23 protein-coding genes are annotated in these 20,756 nt (G+C 70.6%); 8 read left to right on the top strand and 15 right to left on the bottom strand.

The genetic code is table 11. The annotated features are described in order from the left end of the window. Positions 1–2: 2 nt before the first annotated feature. Complete coding sequence (locus COUCH_RS04860; RefSeq protein WP_249610896.1) at positions 3–497, bottom strand: Uma2 family endonuclease; 495 nt, start codon at positions 495–497, stop codon at positions 3–5. On the opposite strand from COUCH_RS04860, the gene COUCH_RS04865 reads away from it, so the two are divergent. Beyond that, positions 460–765 (top strand): DUF1905 domain-containing protein, encoded by a 306-nt coding sequence (locus tag COUCH_RS04865; RefSeq protein ID WP_249610897.1) that lies wholly within the window; start codon positions 460–462, stop codon positions 763–765. The genes COUCH_RS04860 and COUCH_RS04865 overlap by 38 nt on opposite strands. On the opposite strand, the gene COUCH_RS04870 is transcribed toward COUCH_RS04865, so the two are convergent. Further along, complete coding sequence (locus COUCH_RS04870) at positions 760–2,106, bottom strand: MFS transporter (RefSeq protein ID WP_249610898.1); 1,347 nt, start codon at positions 2,104–2,106, stop codon at positions 760–762. The two genes, COUCH_RS04865 and COUCH_RS04870, sit on opposite strands and share 6 nt — an antisense overlap. 253 nt (positions 2,107–2,359) lie before the next feature. On the opposite strand from COUCH_RS04870, the gene COUCH_RS04875 reads away from it, so the two are divergent. After that, on the top strand, positions 2,360–2,947 hold the full coding sequence (locus COUCH_RS04875) for a DUF6082 family protein (protein WP_249610899.1): 588 nt from the start codon (positions 2,360–2,362) through the stop codon (positions 2,945–2,947). On the opposite strand, the gene COUCH_RS04880 is transcribed toward COUCH_RS04875, so the two are convergent. The 6 genes from COUCH_RS04880 to COUCH_RS04905 all read right to left on the bottom strand — a co-directional run bounded on the left by COUCH_RS04880 (position 2,913) and on the right by COUCH_RS04905 (position 7,365). Next, positions 2,913–3,137, bottom strand: a complete 225-nt coding sequence (locus tag COUCH_RS04880; RefSeq protein ID WP_346015968.1) for a DUF397 domain-containing protein — start codon at positions 3,135–3,137, stop codon at positions 2,913–2,915. The genes COUCH_RS04875 and COUCH_RS04880 overlap by 35 nt on opposite strands. Before the next feature lie 96 nt (positions 3,138–3,233). Then, positions 3,234–5,321: a hypothetical protein gene (locus tag COUCH_RS04885; protein WP_249610900.1), complete on the bottom strand. Its 2,088-nt coding sequence runs from the start codon at positions 5,319–5,321 to the stop codon at positions 3,234–3,236. A 47-nt stretch (positions 5,322–5,368) separates the two neighbouring features. Beyond that, positions 5,369–5,953, bottom strand: a complete 585-nt coding sequence (locus COUCH_RS04890; RefSeq protein ID WP_249610901.1) for a phosphoesterase PA-phosphatase — start codon at positions 5,951–5,953, stop codon at positions 5,369–5,371. 20 nt (positions 5,954–5,973) lie between these two features. After that, positions 5,974–6,468 carry an SRPBCC family protein gene (locus COUCH_RS04895; RefSeq protein WP_249610902.1) on the bottom strand — a complete coding sequence of 165 codons (495 nt, stop codon included), beginning with the start codon at positions 6,466–6,468 and terminating at the stop codon, positions 5,974–5,976. Further along, on the bottom strand, positions 6,452–6,805 hold the full coding sequence (locus COUCH_RS04900) for an ArsR/SmtB family transcription factor (RefSeq protein WP_249610903.1): 354 nt from the start codon (positions 6,803–6,805) through the stop codon (positions 6,452–6,454). The genes COUCH_RS04895 and COUCH_RS04900 overlap by 17 nt, the downstream gene beginning before the upstream one ends. Before the next feature lie 68 nt (positions 6,806–6,873). Beyond that, the gene (locus COUCH_RS04905; RefSeq protein WP_249610904.1) at positions 6,874–7,365 is read right to left on the bottom strand and encodes a MarR family winged helix-turn-helix transcriptional regulator; all 492 of its coding nucleotides are present in this window, start codon (positions 7,363–7,365) and stop codon (positions 6,874–6,876) included. A gap of 90 nt (positions 7,366–7,455) precedes the next feature. On the opposite strand from COUCH_RS04905, the gene COUCH_RS04910 reads away from it, so the two are divergent. After that, complete coding sequence (locus COUCH_RS04910; protein ID WP_249610905.1) at positions 7,456–8,025, top strand: NADPH-dependent FMN reductase; 570 nt, start codon at positions 7,456–7,458, stop codon at positions 8,023–8,025. 48 nt (positions 8,026–8,073) lie between these two features. On the opposite strand, the gene COUCH_RS04915 is transcribed toward COUCH_RS04910, so the two are convergent. Continuing rightward, positions 8,074–8,535: a lamin tail domain-containing protein gene (locus COUCH_RS04915; protein WP_249610906.1), complete on the bottom strand. Its 462-nt coding sequence runs from the start codon at positions 8,533–8,535 to the stop codon at positions 8,074–8,076. 218 nt (positions 8,536–8,753) lie between these two features. Between COUCH_RS04915 and COUCH_RS04920 the strand changes: the two genes are divergently transcribed. The 4 genes from COUCH_RS04920 to COUCH_RS04935 are packed head-to-tail and all read left to right on the top strand — an operon-like array spanning position 8,754 to position 11,968. After that, a complete protein-coding gene (locus tag COUCH_RS04920) occupies positions 8,754–9,605 on the top strand; it encodes a G5 domain-containing protein (protein ID WP_249610907.1) in 852 nt (283 codons plus the stop codon). A gap of 42 nt (positions 9,606–9,647) precedes the next feature. After that, positions 9,648–10,385, top strand: coding sequence for a class I SAM-dependent methyltransferase (locus tag COUCH_RS04925; protein WP_249610908.1), 738 nt, complete (start codon positions 9,648–9,650; stop codon positions 10,383–10,385). 6 nt (positions 10,386–10,391) lie between these two features. Continuing rightward, entirely contained in the window at positions 10,392–11,234 is an 843-nt protein-coding gene (locus COUCH_RS04930; protein WP_249610909.1) for a nucleotidyltransferase family protein, read from the top strand. After that, on the top strand, positions 11,231–11,968 hold the full coding sequence (locus COUCH_RS04935; RefSeq protein ID WP_249610910.1) for a peptidase E: 738 nt from the start codon (positions 11,231–11,233) through the stop codon (positions 11,966–11,968). Before COUCH_RS04930 ends, COUCH_RS04935 begins: the two co-directional genes overlap by 4 nt. Here the strand turns inward: COUCH_RS04935 and COUCH_RS04940 are convergent. From COUCH_RS04940 to COUCH_RS04955, 4 genes are all read right to left on the bottom strand, one after another. After that, the gene (locus COUCH_RS04940; protein WP_249610911.1) at positions 11,965–13,647 is read right to left on the bottom strand and encodes a ThuA domain-containing protein; all 1,683 of its coding nucleotides are present in this window, start codon (positions 13,645–13,647) and stop codon (positions 11,965–11,967) included. The two genes, COUCH_RS04935 and COUCH_RS04940, sit on opposite strands and share 4 nt — an antisense overlap. Further along, positions 13,644–16,448 (bottom strand): PQQ-dependent sugar dehydrogenase, encoded by a 2,805-nt coding sequence (locus COUCH_RS04945; RefSeq protein ID WP_249610912.1) that lies wholly within the window; start codon positions 16,446–16,448, stop codon positions 13,644–13,646. The genes COUCH_RS04940 and COUCH_RS04945 overlap by 4 nt, the downstream gene beginning before the upstream one ends. Positions 16,449–16,691: 243 nt before the next feature. Further along, positions 16,692–17,054: a PH domain-containing protein gene (locus COUCH_RS04950; protein ID WP_249610913.1), complete on the bottom strand. Its 363-nt coding sequence runs from the start codon at positions 17,052–17,054 to the stop codon at positions 16,692–16,694. A gap of 11 nt (positions 17,055–17,065) precedes the next feature. Beyond that, positions 17,066–17,377 (bottom strand): 4a-hydroxytetrahydrobiopterin dehydratase, encoded by a 312-nt coding sequence (locus COUCH_RS04955; protein WP_249610914.1) that lies wholly within the window; start codon positions 17,375–17,377, stop codon positions 17,066–17,068. 224 nt (positions 17,378–17,601) lie between these two features. Between COUCH_RS04955 and COUCH_RS04960 the strand changes: the two genes are divergently transcribed. Continuing rightward, positions 17,602–17,997, top strand: a complete 396-nt coding sequence (locus tag COUCH_RS04960) for a (deoxy)nucleoside triphosphate pyrophosphohydrolase (protein WP_275980124.1) — start codon at positions 17,602–17,604, stop codon at positions 17,995–17,997. Here the strand turns inward: COUCH_RS04960 and COUCH_RS04965 are convergent. Both COUCH_RS04965 and COUCH_RS04970 read right to left on the bottom strand, forming a co-directional pair. Next, on the bottom strand, positions 17,971–19,512 hold the full coding sequence (locus COUCH_RS04965; RefSeq protein ID WP_249610915.1) for a long-chain-fatty-acid--CoA ligase: 1,542 nt from the start codon (positions 19,510–19,512) through the stop codon (positions 17,971–17,973). The two genes, COUCH_RS04960 and COUCH_RS04965, sit on opposite strands and share 27 nt — an antisense overlap. Positions 19,513–19,567: 55 nt before the next feature. Next, positions 19,568–20,740: an acyl-CoA dehydrogenase family protein gene (locus COUCH_RS04970; protein WP_249610916.1), complete on the bottom strand. Its 1,173-nt coding sequence runs from the start codon at positions 20,738–20,740 to the stop codon at positions 19,568–19,570. Positions 20,741–20,756 lie beyond the last annotated feature (16 nt).

Genomic DNA, 20,756 nt, shown 5'->3' on the forward strand with positions numbered 1-20,756 from the left:
GCTCAGCTTCTGCGGCCGGGCACCAGCTTGTCCAGATCGATGTCGATCGTGAACGGTGTGGGCGTGCGCAGTTCATGGCGGTGGACGCCACTCGGCGCGTACAGCCGCGTCGGACCGTCGAGCTCGTAGGCGTGCACGACTGGCAGCCCGTCCTCTTCCTCGACGCGCCGGTAACCGGGGATGGCGGCCTCCGCGTACTTCCGCAAGTTGACCGTGCGATCACGGTGGGTGGACTCCGGAGACGCGACCTCGACCACCAGAAGCACATCATCCGGCGTGTAGAACGTCCGGTCCGGATCGTAGGGTGCCGTCGTGACGAGAAGGTCCGGTTCCGGGCGGTTGCGTGGATCAAGTCGGATCGTCATCTCGCGTTCCACCTCGACACCCGCCGGCGCCTGGTCCGTGAGCGCGTTCACCAGCGCGGTGACGAGCCGAGCGTGCCCGGGGCCGGCTGGTTGAATGGCCACCGTGGAGTGGGCGTTCGATGCGGAGATCATCGAGTGGCGCGGGCCGGCGCCGTATTACTTCGTGGCCATGTCCGAGGCTGACAGCGCCGAGCTCAAGGAAGCGGCCCGGTCTCTCATCTACTGGGGCCAGGTTCCCGTACAGGTCGTCATCGGCGACACGGAGTTCCGGACCGCGCTCTTCCCCCGTGACGGCCGTTACCTGGTCCCGCTCAAGGATGCCGTCCGCAAGGCCGAGGGCATCGGCGAAGGCGACGTCGTGGCGGTGACGCTGCGTCCCGGCCGGGAGCCGGCGTCATGACGTGGTGACGATCCGGGACGACGCGGGCGTTGCCCGGCGGCCGACCACGACGGTGAGAATGCCCAGCGCCGTCGTGAAGGCGAACGGGGCCACGAATGGCATGACCGTGAACAAGGCCCCCGCTGCCGCCAGCGACGCACTCCCGCCCACCGCGTCCGTGATGCTCTTGGCGGCCGTGTTGAAGCCTTCCTCACCCGGGCGTGACCAGGCCAGGACCAGCGCGCTGATCCGCGGATAGAGCGTGCCCATCCCCGCGCCCGCGAGGAACCAGCCGGCCGCCGCGGCCGCCGGATGCACATGGAACGCAGCCGTTGCCAGTTCCGTCGCCGCGCCCGCCGCCAGCAGGGTGGTGCCGGCCCGGATGGGGGTGTGCGGGGTGAGGCGGTCGCCGAGGCGGGATTGGACGGCGGATGCGATCGCCCAGGCCACCGCGCCCGCGGTCAGGGTGATGCCGGACAGCCAGGTGGGGACGCCGTAGCGGTCGTGCAGGAGGAGCGGCAGGTAGACCTCCGTGCCGACGAAGACGCCGCCGGCGACGGCGCAGAGGGCCACCGCCGCCGGGAGGCCGCGGGCGACCCGGTACGTGCCCACCGGTACGAGATTGCGCAGCGCGACCGCCACGACGGCCAGGGCGGCCGGTGCGATGAGCCAGGCAAGGCCGCCGCCGATTTCGGCGAGGGAGCTGAGCACGGTGACCGCGAGCGCGACGACCGTGGCCTGTCCGGCGCGGCGGGCGTCGGCGGCTGAGGCCGGGATGCGGTCGGCGGGCGTACGGTCCCGGCCACGCAGCGCCGGCAGCACCAGGGTGGTGGCCGCCGCGACCAGGATCAGCACGCCGAGGAAAACCCAGTGCCAGCTCAGCGCCTCCGCGGTGAGCCCGGCCAGCGAGGGCCCGATCAGCGAGGGCAGCACCCACGCTGTCGCGAACGCGCCGAAGATCTTGATGTGCAGCTCGGAGGGGTAGGCCAGCGCGATGAGGACGTACAGCGCCACGGTCTGACCTCCGCCGCCGAGGCCCTGCAGGAAGCGGCCCGCCACGAACAGCGGCATCGAGGTGGCCGTGCCCGCGAGGGCCAGGCCCGCGCCGAAGGTCAGGATCGCGCTGAGCAACGGTACGGCGGGGCCGCGCCGGTCCGCCCAGGCGCCGAAGGTGACCATGCCGACCACGCCGGCCGCGAGGGCCGCCGAGAAGGCGAGCGCGTAGAGCTCGCGCCCGTTCAGGTCGGCCGTCACATCCGGCATGATCGTCGTCACCGCCAGCGACTCGAAGGCGGCCAGGAAGACGAGGCTCCAGGCACCGATGGTGGTCAGGGCGTACGGCCGCCGCAGGATCGCGCTCACCGACGCAACCTAGAACCTCATCCCCGGTTGAGCTCAAGCCGGCACTGCGACCCTGTGTGAAAAGAGTGATGCCCATCAATCACTCGGTAGACATGGGGAGGCCTGCGCCGTGTATCGACGTTCCCGTTTTCCGAGTGCCGGCACCGTCAGGGGAATCTTCTTCCTCGCCGTCCTTGTCGGCGCGACTCTCGTGGTGCTCGGTTTTCCTCTCGTGATGCTCCACGTGGCGGGCAGCCGGCTGCCATGGGACCGGATGGCGGACATCGGCGACGCCTATGGCGGGGCGTCGGCGCTGCTGTCGGCCGCGGCCCTGTGTGGTGTCGGTGCGTCGCTGGTCTATCAGCAGCGGCAGATCCGCCAGGAAGCCATGATGATCGAGCGGCAGCAGCATTTCGAACTCATCAAGCTCGGGCTCGAGGATCCGCATCTGCTCCGTGCGCTCGACCGGGACCTCGCCGATTCGCCGGTCGGGCGGCAGATCGCGTACCTCAATCTGCTCATGAACTACTGGCTGGCGATGTGGGAGATCGGCGAGGTGGACGACGAGGAGCTGTTCGGCCTCGCGTCGGGGATGTTCCGCTACGGCGTGGCCCGCGAGTGGTGGAAGCAGTACGGACCCACGTGGATCGGCACGCGCGTACGCCCTCGTCGTCAGCGGTTCATCGAGGTGGCCTCCGCAGCGTGTGCTGCTGCGGAGGCAGCGGACCCCCCGCCGCCGGCGGCCGATCCGAAGCGGCAGACCGGCCGATGGCGGCATGTCGTCGCCGTCGGTGTCCCCGTCGCCTGCGCCGGCATCGCAGTCGGCGTCAGCCGGCTGCGGCGGGACCGGCAGGGCCGCTGAAGGCATCACGCTTGACGTGAGCCACGAATTGCCGCCATGACTCGGACGGGAAGGAGAGAACCCCGCCGTCGGGATTTTTGGAGTCGCGGACGAGGATCTGCGGCCCGGCCACCGCGACCTCCAGGCAGTGGCTGGACGCCCCCGAGCGAGAGCTCTTGAACCAGTCGCGGGTCAGCGGCCGATCAGTCACGTGGTGATCCTGTTCCTCGATGCCTGGAGCGAAGGTGACGCCTCCTCGGAGGAACGAACCGGACGAAAATTGCGTGACGGGTCGTGCAGGGTGGATCTACTTCACGTCGACGTAGTCCCCGCTGCTCGTCGCTCCCGTCGAGGTGGTGTCGGGGGCGTACGTCCAGCGGTATGAGCCGTCCGCCGAGGCCTTCACCGTCGTCTTGAGTTTGCCGGTGGAGTCGGTCGTGACCGTCTTGACCGTCTTCCACGTGCTCGTGTTCGCCTTCAGGTACTGCAGCACGACCGGCCGCCCGGTGTACGCCCGGAAGGTCCAGGTCCCCCAGTCCGCCCGGGTGAGGGCTCCGGCGATGGTGATGGTCTTGCCCTTCTTGACCGGTTCCGGGGTCGCATCCGCGGTGAGTCTGGTGGTGCGCTTCACGGCGACCGAGCCCGCGGTGTGCCGGTCGGTGAAGCCGGTGCCGTCGGCGGCGTCGGCCCAGGCGGCGAGTTTCCAGGCTCCGGCGAGGGCGTTGCCGGTTGCGTCGAGTTTGACGTTCATCGTGAAGCGGGCCGTGCAGTGGGAGGTCGTGTCGCTGGTCTTGGCGCAGTCGGCGGGTCCGTCGGCGAGGACGACGCCGTCGGGGGTGTCGTAGGTGCCGTGGTACAGGTAGGCGTCGCCGCCGCTGATGCCGGCCGGGTCGGTGGCCGTGAAGGTCGCCGTGAACGGGGCGGTTCCCGAGGTGCCGAAGGCGAGGGCCTTGCCGCCGTTGACCGCGACGTTCGAGATCTTCGTGGCGCCCGCGCCCTCGTCGCCGGCGGCGGCCGGGCCGCCGAAGGCCCGGATGACGGTACGGCGCAGCCGGCCACCCCGGTCGTTCGTGGCGGTGACGCGCAGGGAGACGTACGCGGCGGTCGGCGCGAGGTCCTTGGCGGGTACGTCGGTCCACGTGGCGCCGTCGTCCGTCGAGTATTCGAGGGCCGTCACCGTGGTGCTGCCGCCGCCCCGGGTTGCCGCGTGGGCGGTGATCCGGGTGGAAGCCGTCCGGTTGCTCGAGGTGAGGCCGGTGACCGTGAAGCCCGCGTCGATCAGGGGCACCGGGCCGTCCGCGGGCGCGGTGAACGTCCACTCGCTGCGTACCTTCGTGGACAGGTGGGACCACGGGACCCGGCGGGTGACCGTCTGGTCGAAGTGGTGGGTGTCGCCGTCCGAGGTGAGGGTGTGGGTCTCGCGGGCGCGGCCGTCGGTCCCGGGGTTGCCGGCGGCGTCGGCGTACGAGATCGGCTCGTTCATGCGGAGCTCGCCGCCGACCCGGGCCGAGGTTCCGGGGGCGGGCCCGAACGGCCCGGTGCCGACCGTCGTCCCGGGGTGGGTGCCGGCGGTCAGGGTGCGGTCGGGCAGCGTCAGGTAGCTTTCCGCCGCGCCGTACGTCAATCGGCGCTGAAGGGCGACGCCGGGGGTGACGTATTCGGTGACCGTGCCGGGCAGCAGCACCCGCGACTCCACGTAGGAGCCACTCCATCCGCCCTTGATCGCGGAGCCGAGCGCGCCCGCCGTGCCGGCGCCCTGTGCCCGCACGGTGGTCGCCGTCTTCGCGAGCTTCGCCCTGGTCACGGACACCGTCGGCGTGGCCGGCACGGTGGTGGTGAACGAGTGGTAGAGGTCGTAGCGGTACGACTTCGGCGTGGTGAGGATGTCGTGGATGCGCATGGAGACGCCCGCCACGCTGAACGGGGTGACGTAGTTCTTCGCGGGCCCACCGCTGGCGAAGCCGGCCACGCCACCGTCGGGCGTGGTGAGCCACACCGCGGAGGTGGACCGGGTGGCTGTGGTGTCGTCGGGGACGATGCGCGTCTCCTTGGCGGCCTTCTCGTCGAAGGTCACGGTCAGCCCGGCGTTGGTCACCTTGAACGTCTTGACGAGCAGGTAGTTGCGCTGGCGGAAGTACCCGTACCGGGCGACGGCGAAGTAGTCGCCGGGCGGCAGGCTGACCGTCCCGGTGGTGCTGTCGGCGTCGCCCTGGACCACGCGGTACGTCCACGTCGCCCGGTCCCAGACGTACAGGAAACGGCCGGAGAGCTTGGCCGTCGCCGAGATGGACAGCTTCACGGAGTAGGTCGCCGCGGCGGCCGCCGGCAGCGGCGCGAGCGCGACGAGGAGGGAGAGGATCAGCCCGGACGCGACACTGCGAAACCGTCTCACCATGGCGGCCACAGTAGAACGTGGTGGCCGGGGGCGCCTCACCCTAAAGGTCACTGCCGCAGGGCAGGGAAGACCGTTCCTGCGATCGCCGCGCCGACGGCGGCGCCGGCCACCACCTGGGCGATCGTGTGTGCGGAGAGGCGTACGCGGGCCCAGCAGGCGAGCAGGACGAACGGCACGCTGAGCAGAGCGGCCGGGCCGTACACGGCGGTCAGCGTCGCGGCTGTGCCCGCGGCCACGCCGGCGTGGATCGACATCTTCCACCAGTGCGTGACCGCCGTGAAGACCACGAGGCCCGCGCCGCCCGCCCCCAGCAGGGCGACGACGTCGCGCGGTGCGCCGAGGACGATCAGCGCGACCAGGCCGGCGGCCACCGAGGCGATGCCGAACAGCAGCGGGACCAGGCGGTGCTCGCGTTCGGGGATGTGGTGGCTGGTCAGCCGGCCCTGGCGGACGCCGCGAAGGACGTACGCCAGGGGGATGCCCGCCGCGAACAGGGCGCCGGGCAGTCCCCACCAGCGCGACACCCCGGGTGCGTCGCCGGCGTGCCAGCCGACGACCAGCATGAGGGCCGCCACCAGGACCGCCGGGGCGAACACCTCGGAGGCGATCCGGGCGGCGCGGTCGGCTGTCACCTGTTGATCATCGCAAAGGCTCAGGCGAGCGAGGCCGCCAGCTCCTCGAGCGCGTCCATGGCCTCCTGCATGCCGCCCTCCATGCCGGAGTTGACGTGGGCGTCGCGGCCCTCCTGGTCGCGGTGCTCGACCAGCATCTCCATGGCCGTACGCCCGTCCTTCTCGGTCAGGGTCATCGTGACCAGCGCGGCGTTGCCGTCGGGGTCCGGGATGCCCTCGAAGGCCTCGGTGTTCACGAGGCGTACCGGTTCCTGGATCTCCCGGTACTCGCCGTGGAAGGCCACCTCGAAGCCGGGGTTGGCGGTCATCACATAGCGCCATCGGCCGCCGACCCGCAGGTCGACCTCGACGCTGGTCACCGTGCCACGCTGCCCGGCCCACCAGCGCCGGATCAGCTCCGGCGTGGTGTACGCCTTCCACACCAGCCGCGCCGGGGCGTTGAACTCCCGGGTGATGAGGATCTGGTTGTCGGCCGGGAGGGTCACCGTCGCCGAGCCCTTAGTCGTCGCCGTCATCGTCCGTCTCCGCCTTTCCGAGGTCGTCCAGTACGTCGTCCATCAGGTCGAACCGCTCGTTCCACAGCTGCTCGTACGCCCCCAGCCAGTCGTGGATGGGTTGCAGCGGTCCGGGGTTGAGCCGGTACATCCGGTGCCGCCCCTCGTCGCGGACGTGCACCAGGTCGACCTCGCGCAGCACGCGCAGGTGCTTGGAGACCTGGGGCTGGGCGAGGCCGAGCAGCTCCACGAGCTCGTTGACCGGGCGCTCCCGGGCCCGCAGGAGGTCGAGGATCTGCCGCCGCCGGGGTTCGGCGACGGCGTTGAACGCGTCGGTGGTGGTCGCCGCTCGTGCCATGCCGCAATCGTATACCCATAAGGGAATACGTCAAGCCGGCGGGACGAGGGATCGGGGCGGAGCGGGAATCAGCCGTCGCAGCCGGCAGGGGCGGACGGGCAGTCGTCGTGGCCGGTCATCGCGGTGAGGGCGCGGGCGACGGTCGGCAGGTCCAGGTCGCCGAGGTGGTCGAAGATGTGCCGGCGCACGCTCGCGAGGTGGTCCGGCCAGGCCTCGCGCAGCCGGTTCAGGCCGGCGTCGGTGAGCACGGCGTTGGATCCGCGGCCGTCGCTCTCGCAGCGGATGCGCTGGAGGTGGCCCTGCGACTCGAGCTTGCCGGCGAGCCGGGTCATGCCGCTCAGCGACATGTCGCACGCCGCGGCGAGCTCGCTCATCCGCATGATGCCGTGCCGCGACTCGGACAGGTGGCGGAGCACCTGATATTCGCTCAGCGACATGCGCTGCTCGCGCTCGAGGTCCGCGTCGAGCAGGCGCGGGAGCACCAGCATCAGCCGGCCCAGCGCGCGCATCACAGCCTCTTCCTCGCTGCTCAGCGGCGGTGGCGCGGGTGTGGCGGACATGACTTTGATCGTACGGCCTTGACACCCGGCCGACGACAGGTATTTGCTTGACGAAGCAATGAACCACGACACAGACCGGAGCTCGCGACCATGCCCAAGATCGGCATCATTCTCGGCAGCACCCGCCCGGGCCGGAACGGCGAAGCCGTCGCCAAGTGGGTGCTCGAGCAGGCGTCCCAGCGTACCGACGCCGAATTCGAGCTCGTCGACCTTCTCGACTACAAGCTGCCGCACCTCGACGAGGCCGTCCCGCCGTCCATGGCGCAGTACACGCAGCCGCACACCCAGCAGTGGGCCGCCAAGATCGCCGAGTTCGACGGCTTCGTGATGGTCACGCCGGAGTACAACCACGCGACCTCGGGCGCGCTGAAGAACGCGATCGACTTCCTGTTCGCCGAGTGGAACAACAAGGCCGTGGGCTTCGTCGGGTACGGCTCGGTCGGCGGCGCGCGGGCCATCGAGTCCCTGCGGCTGATCGCGGGCGAGCTGATGATGGCCGACGTCCGCGCGGCGGTGACGCTGTCGCTGGCCACCGACTTCGTGAACTACAGCCAGTTCACGCCGGGCGCCCACCAGGCCGGCGCGCTCACCACGATGCTGGACCAGCTGGTGGCGTGGAGCACGGCCCTGGCGCCACTGCGGACGCCGGTCACCGCCTGATCGCTTGACGGGCCGCCGGGGAGGTGCTTCCCGGCGGCCCGCGTCAGTTCAGCAGCCGATCCAGGTACGGCCGGACTTCTGTCCCCACGAGCACGTGTCGAGCTGCGTACCCGAGGCGTTGCGCAGGTACGCCGTGTCGCCGGTGTTGTTCCAGATGTAGTTGCCACTGCTCCAGTAGCGGGACTGGGTGCTGTTCGTGCCCTTGCCGGTGTGCAGCCAGAGCCGCCCGCCGTTGGCCGCGATCGTCACGCTGCCGAACTTGTAGACGTGATTGGCCTTGTCCCGGATCGTGTAGCCGCTGAGGTTGACGGACCGGCTGCCGCTGTTCACGAGAGAGATCCATTCCGCGTTGAGGCTGGCGTTGCTGCGGGTGTCGGAGCCCGGGGAGTCGTACTGGGCGCCGTGGAACCGCAGCGAGGGGGTGGCCGCCGAGGCGGGACCGGCGGATACGAGCGAGCCGGCGACGGCCACCGCGGCCGCCGCGAGGATGCTGATCGATCTGCGCACCATGCCTCCAGATGTCGTGGGCGTGTCGCAGCATTGTGGAGAGGTTTCGCCGTGGCGCCGGTGAGGCCGGCGCAGCGGGTCGGGCGGTGTCGCATAACCGTCGGTCCGGCCACGGTCATCCTTTCGGGTGCGGCAGTGACGCTGGCCTGGCGCGCTCCCGGCCGCACAATGCTCTGGTGCTAAACCAGACATCTAGTGATTCCTGGCAGCATCTACTCGAAATGCCGCGAAAGTCATTCTGGGCACGCCTGCCGTTCGGCGTCCGGATGACCGCGGCCGGCCTCGGGGTGCTCACGCTGGTGGCCGGCACGGCCGGTGGGGTGGTCGCGCTGACCGGCGACGAGCGGGCTGACGCCGTACGCGCGGTCGGTCAGGAGGCCGTCGCGGTCGCGCCCCTCGATGCCGCCGCACCCACCGAGGCGCCGCCGTCGCCGTCGCCGTCACCTGTCGCCTCCAGCGCCCCCGTCCTCGGGCACGCGGCGGCAGAGGAGGAGGAGATTCCGTCGATCACCGAGGACCGGTCCGCTCCCGGCGAGGCCGACCGTACGGCGACCCGTGCGCCGCGCCGTACGTCCACCGTGGCCGGGACCGTCCGCGAGCCGGCCCGCGTCGCCGCCACCGGGGCGGTGCCCGTGCCCCTCGTCGGTACGGAGCGGGTGTCGGAGACCCAGACGATCCCGTTCCGCACGATGCTCGTCCGCGATCCGTCCCTGCCCCGCGGCAGCAAGCGGGTGCAGACGCGGGGTGTGCCCGGCGAGCGGGTGCTGCACTACGAGGTGACGTACACCGGGAACAAGGAGACCGCGCGGCGGTTGCTCGACTCCACCGTCACGCGCGAGCCGCAGCACCGGGTCATCGCGTTCGGCAACCGCCGGTCGGGCGGCGGCGACACCCGCCCGGACGGCCCGTGCGGCGGCGACAAGAGCGAGTGCGCCCCGCTGGCGCGCAGCGCGGTGTGCAGCGACGAGACGAAGCCCGAGGAGGAGGAACTGCTGGACCAGCACCTCGGCCTGCTGAGCTCTGACGACCTGGACGCCCTCGACCTCACGATGCCGTGCGAGGACGACGAGTAATCCGCTCGCCCCGGCGTTCGTGACCGCGCAGACTCACGATTCGTGGACACCTTCGAGGAGCTGCTCGCCGAGGGCGCGGCCGTACCGGTCGAGGGCTGGGACTTCTCCTGGTTCGCCGGCCGGGCCACCGAGGCGCGGCCGAGCTGGGGCTACGCCCGGCTGATCGGCGAGCGGATGGCCGGGGCGGCCGCCGCTCTCGACGTGCAGACCGGCGGTGGCGAGGTCCTCGCGACCGTTGCGCGGGCGCCGGCGCTATTGGTGGCCACCGAGTCGTGGCGGCCCAACGTGCCGGTCGCCGCGCGCAACCTGCGTCCGCTCGGTGCATCCGTGGTCGAGGCCGGGAACTCACTGCCGTTCCGGGACGCCGTCTTCGACCTCGTGGTCAGCAGGCATCCCGTGCACACGCCGTGGGACGAGGTGGCGCGGGTGCTGCGGCCCGGCGGGACGTTCCTCTCCCAGCAGATCGGCGCGGGCACCAACCGGGAACTGTCCGAGGCCATGCTCGGGCCGCTGCCGCCGCCCGAGCCGCAGCACTTCGAGCACCGGGTGGCCGCCGCCGGACTGACGCTCGTGGATCTTCGCGCCGAGCGGCTGCCGGTCGAGTTCTTCGACGTCGCCGCGGTGGCGTACTTCCTCCGCAAGGTCGTGTGGACGGTGCCGGGCTTCTCCGTCGAGCGGTTCCGCCCGCAGCTGCGGGCGGTGCACGAGAGGATCGTGCGGCAGGGCGTGTTCCGCTCGTCCTCCCGGCGGGTTCTCGTCGAGGCGGTCAAGCCGGGCTGAGGGAGGATGAGGGGCGTGGCGGTCAGCGACGAACGGCTCCGGGAGATGGCCTCGCGGCTCGTGGAGGTGCCCGGCGTGGTCGCCGTGACGCTCAGCGGCAGCCGGGCCCGTGGCACGCACGCCCCCGAGTCGGACACCGACGTCGGCCTCTACTACCGCGGGACGCTCGACCTCGCCGTGCTCGGCGCCCTGGCACGTGACGTCGCCGGCCCGGCGGCGCGGGTCACCGCACCCGGCGAGTGGGGGCCGTGGGTGGACGGCGGCGGCTGGCTCACCGTCGACGGCGCCCCCGTGGACTGGATCTACCGGGACCTCGACCGGGTCACCCGGGCGATCGCGGACGCCGGGCACGGCCGGTACGCGTTCCACACCCAGGCCGGGCACCCGCTCGGCGTTCCCGACTTCACGTACGCCGGGGAAGTGGCGCTGAGCGTGATCCTCGCGGACTCCACCGGTGAGCTTGCGGCCCTGCAGCAGCGAGCACGGGTCTATCCGGCGGCGCTGCGTGAGGCGCTGATCGCGGGGCTGTGGGAGGCCGACTTCCTGGCCGGGATCGCGCGTAAAGCCGTGTCGCGCGGTGACGCCGCGTACGTCGCCGGATGCCTCTTCCGGCTCGTCGGGGTGTGCGCGCACGCGCTGCACGGCGCGGCCGGGCGCTGGCTCATCAACGAGAAGGGCGCGGTGGCTTCGGCGGCGGCGCTTCCCGGCGCGCCCGAGCGCTTCCGGCAGCGCGTCGACGCGATGTTCGCCTGCGTGGACGGCGACCCCGGCCACCTCCGCACAGCCCTCGACATGGCCGCCGACCTCGTGCTGGAGACCGCCGACGCGTGCGCCATGATGACGCGATGACCGCCGACGAACCCACCATCCTCGCGACCAGCGCCGGCTTCGAACGCGGCCGGTACGGCATCTTCGACCTGCGTCCCGGCCCGATCCACCACTTCGCGGCCGAACTGGCGAACGCCGGCGACGACGCCCGGTTCTGCTTCCTGCACCAGGCCATCGGCGACCCGGACAACTGGATCGGCGCGACCTACGCGGCCTTCGCGAAGACGAACTACCGCGCCTCGCACCTGCAGCTGTTCCCGATGCCGAACCACGACGACATCCGCGCCCACCTGCTCGAGCAGGACGTCATCTGGGTCAACGGCGGCAGCGTCGCGAACCTCTGCGCGGTCTGGCGGGCCCACGGCCTCGAGGAGATCCTGTACGAGGCATGGCAGGCCGGCGTGGTCCTCGGCGGTGTCTCGGCCGGCTCGATCTGCTGGCACGTCGGCGGCAGCACCGACAGCTACGGCTTCGAGCTGCGCGGCTTCACCGACGGGCTGGGCTGGCTGCCGTACAGCAACGGGGTGCACTACGACGGCGAGGAGCAGCGTCGGCCGATGATGCACAAGCTGATCGGCGACGGCACGCTGCCCGACGGGTACGCGACCGACGACGGCGCCGGCCTGGTCTACCGCGGCACCCGCCTCGCCGAGGTGGTGGCCGAGCGCGAGGGCCCGCTGGGGTACGAGCTGAAGCGGGCAGCGGACGGCTCGGTGACCGAGACGCCGCTGCCCACCCGCGTGCTGAAGAACTAGGGGAGCACCCACTTCTGGTTCGCGGCGCCCAGGCAGTCCCAGATGTGGATCTGCTGGCCGTCGGCGGAGCTGTTGTTGGACACGTCGAGGCACCGGCCCGACTGCGGGTTGCGGACGGTGCCGTCGGGCTGGGCCGACCAGACCTGCGCGCCGCTGTTGTTGCAGGTGTACAGCTGGACCTTGGTGCCGTTGGTGGTGCCGCCGCCGGAGACGTCGAGGCACTTGCCGAGCGCCTTGAACGTGCTGTTCGGGGTCACGGTCCAGTTCTGCGCCGCTGTGTTGTTGCAGGTGTAGAGCTGGATCTTCGTACCGTCGGCGGTGCCGGCGCCCGAGACGTCGAGGCACTTGTTCGCCAGGCCGCGTACCGGGCCGGTGCGCGGGCCGGGCGGCGGGGTGGTGCCGCCGAGCTCCTTGATCCGGACGTTGCGGAACGAGACGTCGTCGCCGTCGCCGTGGTTCTGCAGGCCGATGTGCCCGGCCAGCGAGCGCACCGGGTCGGTGTCGGTGAAATCGTTGATCTTCGTGCCGTTGAGGAAGACCTGCAGGTGTTCCCCCTCGACCAGCAGCTCGTACGTGTTCCACTCGCCGGGCGGGTTCAGCGCGGCGTCGCGGGCGGCGAGGTCGGCCGACTTGAACGTGTACACCGCGCCGGTCGTGCGGTCGGCGGCGTCCGTGGCGTCGATCTGCACCTCGTAGCCGCTGTTCACCGCGGACCACGGGTCGTCCGACGGCGGGAAGCCGATGAAGACCCCGGAGTTGTCGTCGCCGGCCATCTTCCAGTCCAGCTTGAGCGAGTAGTTGGTGAACTGCTTCGCGCTGTACCACAGCAGGCCCATGCCGCCCGTGGACGTCAGCGTCTTGTCGGTGTTGGTGAAGGAGCCCGGACCGGCCTGTGACCAGCCGGCCGTGGAGCCGTCGTACAGCTTGGTGTAGCCGGTCTCGGGCCGGCAGTCCGCGTTCGCTGCTCGGGCCGCGTACCGGATGCCGCCGAGCAGGTGGGCCCGGAACGCCGGATCGCTGTACGACTCGATGGTGTGGCCGCCGCCGGTGTAGAACGACCGGCCGCCGTCGAACGTCTTGCACCAGGCATGCGGGTGGTCGGCGCCCATGCCGCCGCCGGAGTACGAGCTCTCGTCCAGCGTGGCCAGCACGTGCGCCGTGGAACGGGCGTTGGTGCGGTAGTTGTACCACTCGTCGGTCCGGCGCCAGCGCTCCGGCAGATGCGCGGTGGCCGGGTGCGCCCGGTCCTCGACCACCACGTCGGCGGCCTGGATCGCCGGGTGCGAGGCGAACCACGCGCCGACCAGGTCGCCGTAGAACGGCCAGTCGTACTCGGTGTCGGCCGCGGCGTGCACCCCGACGTAGCCGCCCCCGCCGCGGACGTAGCCCTCGAAGGCGGTCTGCTGCGCGGCGTTCAGCACGTCGCCGGTGGTGTTGAGGAAGACCACGGCCTCGTACGGAGCGAGCCCGGCCGTGGTGAAGACCGCTGGGTCCTCGGTCGCGGTGACGGAGAAGCCGTTGGCCGCGCCCAGCTCACGGATGGCGGTGGTGCCGGCGGGGATCGAGTCGTGCCGGAAGCCGGCCGTCCGTGAGAAGACCAGCACGTCGTACGGGTCGTCGGCGGCCGCGGCCACCGGTGCGGGCAGCAGCAACAGGGCGGCGAGCACCTTACCGATCATGGGAGCACCCACTTCTGGTTGGCCGCGCCCAGGCAGTCCCAGATGTGGATCTGCTGGCCGTCGGCGGAGCTGTTGTTGGACACGTCGAGGCACCGGCCCGACTGCGGGTTGCGGACAGTGCCGTCGGGCTGGGCCGACCAGACCTGCGCGCCGCTGTTGTTGCAGGTGTACAGCTGGACCTTGGTGCCGTTGGTGGTGCCGCCGCCCGCCACGTCGAGGCACTTGCCGAGCGCCTTGAACGTGCTGTTCGGCGTGACGGTCCAGTTCTGCGCCGCTGTGTTGTTGCAGGTGTAGAGCTGGATCTTCGTGCCGTCCGCGGTGGCCCCGCCGGAGATGTCGAGGCACTTGTTCGCCAGGCCGCGGACGGGCCCGGTGCGGGGGCCGCCCGAGCCGTTGAGCGTGAACGCGTCCACGTCGAAGAGCGCGCCCGTGCCGCCGGAGAAGGTCAGGTAGAGCGTGCCGGCGGCGGCCGGGGCGCCGCTGATCGTGCCGGTCACGTCGGTGAACGTCTCCCAGCCGCCGGTCACCGGGACCGTGGCCGAGCCGAGGATCGTGCCGGTGGGCGAGCCCGTACGGACCTGCAGCGTGCCGCCCGCGCCGCCGGAGGAGACCCGCGCGGTGAAGGACGTGGCGTTGTCCAGCCGGTACGGCTCGAACGCGATCCAGTCGCCGTTGTCGATGTTGCCGACCGTCCGGCCGCCCTCGGCCTGCGTCTTGGTGATGGCGTCGACGCCGGAGGAGGTCTTGTAGTGCTCCGCCTGCCGGTGCCGGGGCTGCAGGGTGTGCTGGGTGTGCGTGGTCAGCCCGCCCGCGTCGGTGTACTCGGCGTCGAAGACCGCGAAGATGTTCGCCGCCGCGTCGTGCTCGCCGTCGACCGGGATCGTGATCGAGCCGGTGCAGCCGTTCTGCGACGTGATCTGGTGGCCGTGGCTGTCGTGGCCCAGCACGTACGTCATCTTGACCTTGGCGCAGTCGATGGACGTGTCCTCCGGGTCGGTCACGGTGATCGAGAACGGGATCGTGTCGCCGTACGCGAAGAGCGATCCGTTGTTGGGGCTGTTGATCCGGACCGTCGGCGCGGTGTTGCCGACCGTGATCTGCACGCTCGCGGTGCCGGTCAGGCCCTCGGCGTCGGTCACCGTCAGCGTCGCGGAGTACGTCCCGTTCGTGGTGTACGTCTTCGTCGGGTTGGCCGCGGTCGACGTGCTGCCGTCACCGAACGCCCAGCGGTACGTCAGCGCCGAACCCTCGGGATCCGACGAGCCCGCCGAGGAGAACGTGACGCTCAGCGGCGCCTGCCCGGAGGTGCGGTTCGCGCTCGCCACGGCGGTGGGGGCCCGGTTGGAGCCGGCCAGGTAGTCGAAGCGGTAGAGCGCCGAGTTGGCGTCGCCGTTGAAGTAGCCGGTGCCGTAGTCGAGGACGTACAGGGCGCCGTCCGGCCCGAACGCCATGTCCATGACCTGCTTGCCGCTCCACGGGAAGGACGAGATCTCGCCGACCGAGCCGTCCGCGCCGACGTGGATGGGCTTGATCCAGCCGCGGCCCAGCTCGCCGGCGAAGAAGTGGCCGTCGAGGCCGGCCGGGAACTTCGTGGGCGAGTTCAGGTTCGGGTCGAAGCGGTAGACCGGGCCGGCCATCGGGGACTCGGAGCCGCCGCCGAACTCGGGCGGGGTGCCGCTGTCGCCGCCGTACTTGATCCAGGCCGGCCGCGCCGGGGGCAGCTTGGTCTGGCCGGTGTTGCGGAACGAGTTGTTCGTCGGGCCGCCCGCGCAGTCGTACTTGGGCCCGGTGCTGTTGGTGGCGAAGTTCCACTCGTTGTACGTCTCGGCGCTGGTGTTGGAGCCCGTGCAGTACGGCCACCCGTAGTTGCCGGGGCTGGTGATCCGGTTGAACTCGACCTGGCCGCCGGGGCCCCGGTTCGGGTCGGTGCTGCCCGCGTCGGGGCCGTAGTCGCCGAGGTAGACCACGCCGGTCGCCTTGTCGACGCTCATCCGGAACGGATTGCGGAAGCCCATCGCGTAGATCTCGGGGCGGGTGTTCGGCGTACCCGGGGCGAAGAGGTTGCCGCTCGGGACGGAGTACGACCCGTTCGCGTTCACCTTGATCCGCAGCACCTTGCCGCGCAGGTCGTTGGTGTTGCCGGCGCTGCGCTGCGCGTCGTACCCGGGGTTGCGGTCGGTGCGCTCGTCGATGGGCGCGTACCCGGCCGAGTCGAACGGGTTGGAGTCGTCGCCGGTGGACAGGTAGAGGTTGCCCGCCGCGTCGAAGTCGATGTCGCCGCCGACGTGGCAGCACAGGCCGCGGTCGGCGGGCACGTCGAGGACGTCCACCTTGCTGGCGGTGTTGAGGGTGAAGTCGGCGTTGAGCGTGTACCGGGAGAGCCGGTTGACGCCCTGCCACGCGGACCAGTTGCTGCCGGTCGCCGGGGCGTCGCCGGGGGGCGTGGACAGCGGCGGCGCGTAGTACAAGTAGATCTGGCGGTTGCTGCTGAAGCCCGGGTCGACGCCGACGCCCTGCAGCCCCTCCTCGTCGTGGTTGTAGACGGCGAGCGTGCCGATGACGGTGGTGGTGCCGTTCGCGTCCGTACGCCGCAGCGTGCCGTTGCGGGCGGTGTGCAGCACGGACCGGTCGGGCAGGACGGCCAGGGCCATCGGCTCGCCGACCTCGTCGACGCCCTTGGCGAGGGTGACCTGCTGGTAGTCGGTGGGGTCGACGTCGTGGGCGCGCGCGGGGGAGGCGACGGCGACCAGCAGGCCGGCCGTCAGCACGGCGACCGCGGCGCCTGATCGATATCTGGGCATGCGTCGATGTCTTGCGGACATGGGGGTCCATCCCTTTCCTGACGTGGGGGAATTGCCAGGCGAACCGCGCGGGCCCCGGGGACGGCCGCGCCGCTCGTAACCGCCATGTAACGGTGAGGAAACGCTAGTTACTTCCGCAGCGGCTGTCCATACTTTCGTCAGTCCTGCATGGACTTTCGTCGATCACGACAAAAAGGTGCGCCACCCCATGGGGTGGCGCACCGTTCTCGCGGCAGGGAAGGGTCAGGACGCGTAGTGCAGGATGACGTTGTGCACGTGGTGGGTCTTCTCGGAGCCGCGGAACTCCACCTCGTAGACGTGCTGGCCGACGGTGATGGCGATGGTCCCGGTCGAGAAGTACTGCCCCACCCAGCTCTTGTTGCTGACCACGCTCACACTGCTGATCTTCGAATACGGGATGCTGGTGATCGCGAAGCGCTTCCCGGCGAAGGACTTGTCCTGGATGATCACCCGGCGGTTGGTGAGGCCGATGAAGCCGGTGCCGACGCCGACCGCGTCGTAGACCGCGATGATCTGCTCGCCGTCGAGCAGACCCGACTGGATCTGCTGGAACTGGCCCTTGCTGTCGTACACGGGAGCCGTCATGACCGCCGAGGTTACTGCGGGCCGACCACCGTGCGGTACGCGTCCTCGATCCGCGCCGCCAGGGTGACCTCACCATCGGTGATGGCCTGGCCGTCCGGCGCGCCGAGCAGGATCTGCGTGTGACCGTCCGTGCGGTGGATCCGGGGGCGCAGGCGCAGTGTGTCGGCCGCTACCTTGATCCGCTCGGTCAGTGCGGCATGCTGACTGTCGTCGCACACGAGCACGCGCCTGAGCTGAACGCCGTCCTGCGTCCAGCCGCCGAGCACCGCCAGCGCGTCGCTCAGGTAATCGGAGCGGGCTCCCCGTGCTTTCCTGCCCCGCATGTCCACACCTCCCGGGCGTCGTTGCCGGCTTGTGGCCAAACTGTCGCCGTGTCGTCATGGTCGGTGCCCACAGTCTTGTCTTCGCTGTCAACTATGTCCACGCCCACATATCCGTGTTCTCGTGACGATCGGGACGCATCGTTCAACCTGTTCGGTCAAGTTTTGTGGCACGCTCTTGGTCCATGCCCGCAGAACAGCACGTCAGCGCGCCGATGTCACGGAGAGTGATTGTGGCGGCCGTGATCGTCAGCGGCGGCCGGGTGCTCGCGTGTGAGCGGTCCGCTCCGCCCGAGGTCGCCGGGCGGTGGGAGTTCCCCGGCGGCAAGGTGGAGCCGGGCGAGAGCGACGCCGAGGCCCTCGCCCGCGAATGCGCAGAAGAGCTCGGCGTGCGGGTCGAGGTGGGCGCCCGGGTGGGTCCGGACGTGCCGCTGGCGCACGGCCGTGCCGTCCTGCGCGTCTTCGCGGTGACGCTGCTGAACGGCGACGAGCCGCGCGCCCTGGAACACACGGCGATGCGCTGGCTGGCGGCGGACGAGCTGGACAGCGTGCCGTGGCTGCCCGCCGACAGACCGATCGTGGCGGAGCTGCCCGGGCTACTGGCCGCCGATCGTCCGGCGTAGTTCCCGCTTGAGCACCTTGAAGCTGGGCCCCATCGGCAGCGCCTCCACGAAGCGCACCTGACGCGGGTACTTGTGCCGGCCCAGGCGCTCCTTCGCCCAGTCGATGATCTCCTGCTGGGTCACCGCCCCGCCCGGCTCGGGCACGATCACGGCGCAGATCTCCTCGCCGTGCATCTCGTCCGGTACGCCGATGACCGCGACCTGGACCACGGCCGGATGGCGTGCCAGCACCTCCTCCACGTCGCGCGGATAGACGTTGAAGCCGCCGCGGATGATCAGATCCTTCTTGCGGTCCACGATCGTGATGAAGCCCTCGGCGTCCTTGGTGCCCAGGTCGCCGCTGCGGAACCAGCCGTCGACCACCGCGTGGGCCGTCTCCTCGGGCCGGTTGAGGTAGCCGGCGAAGACGTTGTGCCCGCGGATCACGATCTCGCCGAGCTCCCCGGTGGGCAGCAGCTCGATGCGCTCGTCCACCTCGGCCCGGGCGATCTCCACCTCGACACCCCAGATCGCGTGCCCGATGCTGCCCGGGCGCGTGCCGAACGCCGGCTGGTTGGTGGTGGCCGTCGGCGACGTCTCGGAGAGCCCGTACCCCTCGTAGATCAGCGCGTGGAACGTCTCGTTGAACTTCTCCAGCACGGCCATCGGGAGCGAGGCGCCACCGCTGACGCAGAGCCGCAGGTCGGGGAGCCGGTCCGCCTTGGCCGCCGCCTCCAGCAGCGCGACGTACATCGTCGGTACGCCGTGGAAGACCGTCACGTTCTCCCGCACCATCAGGTCGATCGCCGCCTCGCCGGTGAAGCGCGCCAGCAGGACGAGCGTGGCGCCGAGCCGGAAGGTGCCGTTCATGCCCACGGTCTGGCCGAAGGTGTGGAACAGCGGCAGGCAGCCCATCACCACGTCGTCGACCCGGGCGTCGTTGGCGTCGAACACGTTGACGGTCGCGTTCATCACCAGGTTGAGGTGGGTGAGCAGGGCGCCCTTCGGCTCGCCGGTGGTCCCGCTGGTGTAGAAGACCACCGCCACGTCCTCCGCCCCGCGGGACACGTACGTGGGCAGCGGCGAGGCGGAGGCGGCGACGTCCTCCAGCCGTTGCGGAGCCTCCGGCAGATCCGGCGGCAACGGGCCCACGGTGACCAGCTTCGCGCCGGTCTGCGCGGCCGCGGCCGCCGCCGTCCGCAGTTGGCTGGAGTGCGCCACGACGACGCTCGCGCCGCTGTCGCGCAGGACGTACGCCATCTCGTCGGCGGTGAGCAGCAGGTGCACCGGTACGACGCGGGCCCCGGCGGCCAGCGCGCCGTAGTACACGCGGGGGAAGTCCGTGACGTTCGGGATGACCACGGCGACGGTGTCGTCCGGTCCGATGCCGAGCTGCTGCAGGGCGGCCGCGTACGAGCGCGCCTGCGCCCAGAGGTCCCGGTACGTGATGCGCAGCGGGCCGTCGATCACCGCGACCTTGTCCGGATACTTACGGGCGCCCTCGGCAAGGACGGCGGCCAGGCTCAGCTGGGTCATGCTGAGCCTCCCGCGGCATGCTCTCCTGGCCCTTGCTTCGCTACGGTGCAGTCGATCATGCCAAGTGCCCGCCGATCTTGGTGTACCCGCGCAGCAGGTCGCGGGAGATGATGAGGCGCTGCATCTCGTCGGTGCCCTCGTAGATGCGCATCAGCCGGACCTGCCGGTACCAGCGCTCGATCGGCAGCTCGCGGGTGTAACCCATGCCGCCGTGGATCTGCATGACCCGGTCCACCACGTTGTTGACCATGTTGGCGCCGTACAGCTTGGCCATCGAGGAGGCGTGGCGCGGGTCCTCGCCCTGGTCGACCGTCCAGGCGGCCTTGAGAATGAGCCAGCGGGCCGCCTCGAGCTCCACCTCGGAGTCGGCGATCATCCACTGGATCGCCTGGTTCTCACCGATCTTGCGGCCGAAGGTCTCGCGGGTGTTCGCGTAGTCGATCGCCATCCCCAGCGCCCGTGCGGCGATGCCCAGCGCGATGGACGGGATGAGGTAACGGCCCTTGCCGATCCACTTCATGCCCAGCTCGAAGCCCTGGCCGATCTCGCCGAGGATGTTGCGGTGCGGCACCCGGACGTCCTCGAAGATCAGCGAGGCCGGGCCGCCCTCGCCCATGGTCTGGATGAACTCCGAGCGCCACCCCATGTCCCGGTCGACGAGGAACGCGGTGGTGCCGCCGCCGCGGACGCCCTTCTCCCGGTCGGTCACCGCGACCACGATGACGAAGTCGGCGTCGTTGCCGTTGGTGATGAACGTCTTCTCGCCGTTGAGCACCCAGTCGTCGCCGTCGCGGCGGGCGCTGAGCTTGATGTTCGCCGCGTCCGAGCCGGCGCCGGGCTCGGTGATCGCGAAGCAGGAGATCCGGTCGCCCTCGATCGTCGGGACCAGGTATTCCCGCTTCTGCTCGTCGTTGGCGTGGAAGAGGATGTTGTCCGCCTCGCCGCCGAACCTGAACTGGACGAAGCTGCGGCCCACCTCGGTCCAGATCAGGGACTGCATGACGGCCGGCAGGTTCATGCCGCCGTACTCCTCGGGGGTCGCCAGGCCCCAGAAGCCGAACTTCTTGGCCTTGAGCTGCAGCTCGCGCAGCTCGCTGCGGTCCAGGCCGGGCCGGTGGGCCCGCTCGCGGCGCAGCGCCTCCTGCTCGAGCGGCATGACCTCGCGGGTGATGAACTGGCGAGCGGTGTCGCGGACCGCCCGCTCTTCGTCGCTGAGTGAAAAGTCCACGTGATAAAACTAGCGG

Source organism: Couchioplanes caeruleus, from assembly GCF_023499255.1.
Taxonomy (GTDB): domain Bacteria; phylum Actinomycetota; class Actinomycetes; order Mycobacteriales; family Micromonosporaceae; genus Actinoplanes; species Actinoplanes caeruleus_A.